This is a genomic window from Streptomyces ureilyticus, assembly GCF_011045025.1.
Lineage (GTDB): Bacteria > Actinomycetota > Actinomycetes > Streptomycetales > Streptomycetaceae > Streptomyces > Streptomyces ureilyticus.
Genome location: NZ_JAAKZX010000414.1, coordinates 1 through 2,696, shown reverse-complemented (window position 1 = coordinate 2,696; position 2,696 = coordinate 1). Strand labels below are relative to the sequence as shown.

At 71.1% G+C, this 2,696-nt stretch carries 2 protein-coding genes and 1 pseudogene; 2 read left to right on the top strand and 1 reads right to left on the bottom strand.

All coding sequences use genetic code 11. The annotated features are described in order from the left end of the window. Nucleotides 1-1,633 (top strand): RICIN domain-containing protein (locus tag G6048_RS47615; protein ID WP_408056253.1); only part of this gene is annotated, 1,633 nt, incomplete at its 5' end. Between the two features lie 61 nt (nucleotides 1,634-1,694). On the opposite strand, the gene G6048_RS47610 is transcribed toward G6048_RS47615, so the two are convergent. Next, entirely contained in the window at nucleotides 1,695-2,279 is a 585-nt protein-coding gene (locus G6048_RS47610; protein WP_165345827.1) for a hypothetical protein, read from the bottom strand. 334 nt (nucleotides 2,280-2,613) lie between these two features. Between G6048_RS47610 and G6048_RS50740 the strand changes: the two are divergent. Then, nucleotides 2,614-2,696, top strand: a pseudogene (locus tag G6048_RS50740) (protease inhibitor protein); the annotation flags it as partial.

Sequence of the window (2,696 nt, the reverse complement as noted above, 5' to 3'; positions counted from 1 at the left end):
TCGTCCCACATATCCCCCGCACCCCGGCCTCGCCGTCCCCGGGGGTGCGTCCCCCGCTCCCGGGGAGTCGGACGAGAGCCTCGCCGCTCTCCTGCGGGCGCAGCCGGAGGGCGAACTCGCCCAGTCCGTCGCGCTGCTGATGGCGCGGCACTGGCAGCCGGCGTACGACTACGCGGTCATCTGCCTGGCCACTTCGGCGAGCGTCGCGTCGATGGTCACCGCGGCCGCCTTCCAGCAGGTCCTCGACCGGCTCAAACGCGCCGAGTCCGCGGCCGCGTTGCGCCCCCACCTGCTGGTGACCGTGCGGGACACGGTCCGGGCCTGGTCCGCGGCGGACCGCATATCCGGCGTTCTGCCGGAACTCCGGAAACCCGCCGGAGGCCGTGGTATGCGGGCCACGAAGTCGATGACGCCCGAAAATCGTAAGCTTGCCGAACGTTCTTTCCAGGCCCTCCCGGGACTCGCCCAGTGCGTGCTGTGGCACACCGAGGTCGAGGCAGAGTACATATCCGTACCAGCTGGTCTGTTGGGTATGGATCCCGACACCGCGGCGGCGGCTCTGGACCAGGCACGGGAGCAATTCCGCCAGGGCTGCGTACGCGCCCACCGCGAACTCGCGCCGAACAAGGATTGCCGCTACTACAACCGTCTCCTGGACGTCCCGATTCGGCGCGGCGGCACCCTGCTCCCCGATGTCCAGCAGCATCTGCTGGAGTGCCGCTTCTGCCGTTACGCGGCCGAGCAGCTCAGCCATTTCGAGAGCGGTCAGGGCGGTCTCGGCGTGCTGCTCGCCGAATCGGTGCTCGGCTGGGGCGCCCGCCGCTATCTCGACTCCCGTCCGGGGCGCGGCCAGTCCGGATCGCGGCCGAGCCGTTCCGGCAGGGGGCGGCAGGGCGGCGGCCGTCATCGCGGGCGCGTGCTGCCCCAGTTCCCCATCGGGTCCGGGGGCCGAAGGGCCGCGCAGGGCCCGGGGAACTCGAAGGCCCTGCTCACCGGGGCGGGCGTACTCTCCGGGGCGCTGCTTGCGACCGTACTGATCACCACCCTGTGGCCGCAGGACGACGGCGGTGAGCCCTCCGCCTCCGGCACTCCCAGCCCCGGCCAGAGCGCCACTCCCGGTCCTCAGGCGCCGCCCGCCGGGCAGACCTCCCCGCCACCCGCGGTGCCCACGCCGCCCGTGGAGACCCGGCTGCGCAATGTCGCCGCGGATCTCTGCCTGGACATCAAGGGGGGCAAGGCGCAGTCCGGTGCCTCGCTCAAGCTGGAGGCGTGCTCCTCCGACGGGACCCAGGCGTGGTCCTACGAGGAGGACGGACTGCTGCGCAGCGTCGCGAACCCCGACCTGTGCGTGGACTCCCACGTCGACGCCGGCGTGATCGTCCTGGGCAGCTGTGCCTCCGCGGGCTCCAAGCGGGGCGACGACGTCCGCTACGACCTCACGGTCCAGGGGGAGTTGCTGCCGCGCTGGCAGGAAGACCTCGCGGTCGCCCCCGCCGCCAAGGACCCGGGCGCGGACGTGGTCGTCAAGATCCGTGACAGGACGGACGAGCAGCGCTGGCGCGCGGACGGCAGCAAGTCCTCGGCCAGCCCGGAGTCCTTGTCGGTGGCGGAACCGGTGAGCGACTCGGACTGAGGGCTCCGCCCGGCCGGGCGGCTCAGGGGTTCTGGCACGATGCCCGCCCGGCCAACTCCGGTCAGTTCTCCGTCTGTTCGTCGCGGGGCGTGTCCTCCGGCTCGGCTGCGCCGTCCTCGGTGTCGTCGGCGTCCGGGCCCTGTGCGCGGACTCGCTGGACGTGTTCCAGGGAGTCCCGAAGCTCCGTGAGCCAGTCGTCCGCGTGGCGCTCGACGAGGCGTACGCACCAGGCGAGCGCGTCGCTGCGGCTGCGGGCGACGCCGGCGGCGATCAGGGTGTCCAGGACCTGCCGTTGGGGCTGCCGCAGCCGGGTCATGACGGGGGCGGCGACATGCGTGAACAAGGCGCGCTCGCCCCCGCACTCCACGCCCCACGAGACCTTCTTGCGGAAGCGGTGCTCGGCCTCGCGGGCCACCGCGACCCGGTCGTCGCGGGTGCGCTCCCGGAACTCCTGGATACGGGACTTGACGGCCGCCGCCTTCTCGGCGTCCGAGGCCCCCTCGGCTAGCCGGGGCTCGGCTATGCGGCCGATGACGGTGATCTCCTCGCGGTCGACCGTCACCTCACCGAGGCTCTCGAAGAGATCGTCGGGCAGTCGGCCGGCGAACCAGCCGCGCAATTTCTCGTGCTGCTCCGTTGTAATCATGTAATGAGCGTTACTCCACAGCGCAGCGAAGGCAAGGGTTCCGCTTCTGCTGGAAGCGGAACGTTTCCGGCCTATTGCTGAGCCGTGCGAATCCGGCCAGGGCGTGTCTTCCGCGCCACGGAACCCGCTCAGTTTCGGGCTCTGCACGCTCAAGATCCGTCACTTCACGCCACTGATTCAACACGCAACGTTACCGAAACGCGTGGGGCGAAGGTGTGTTTCCGCCGCGGACTCGGCAGACTCGCGCTCGCCGGTCCGCCACACAGGAACCGGCACCCGAACGTTCCGGAACGCAAACGATCCGGAACGCCACCCGAGCGGAAGGATGCACACAATGCCGAACACCGCGCGCTGGGCAGTGACCCTCACCCTGACGGCCACCGCCGTCTGCGGCCCCCTCGCCGGAGCCGCCCACGC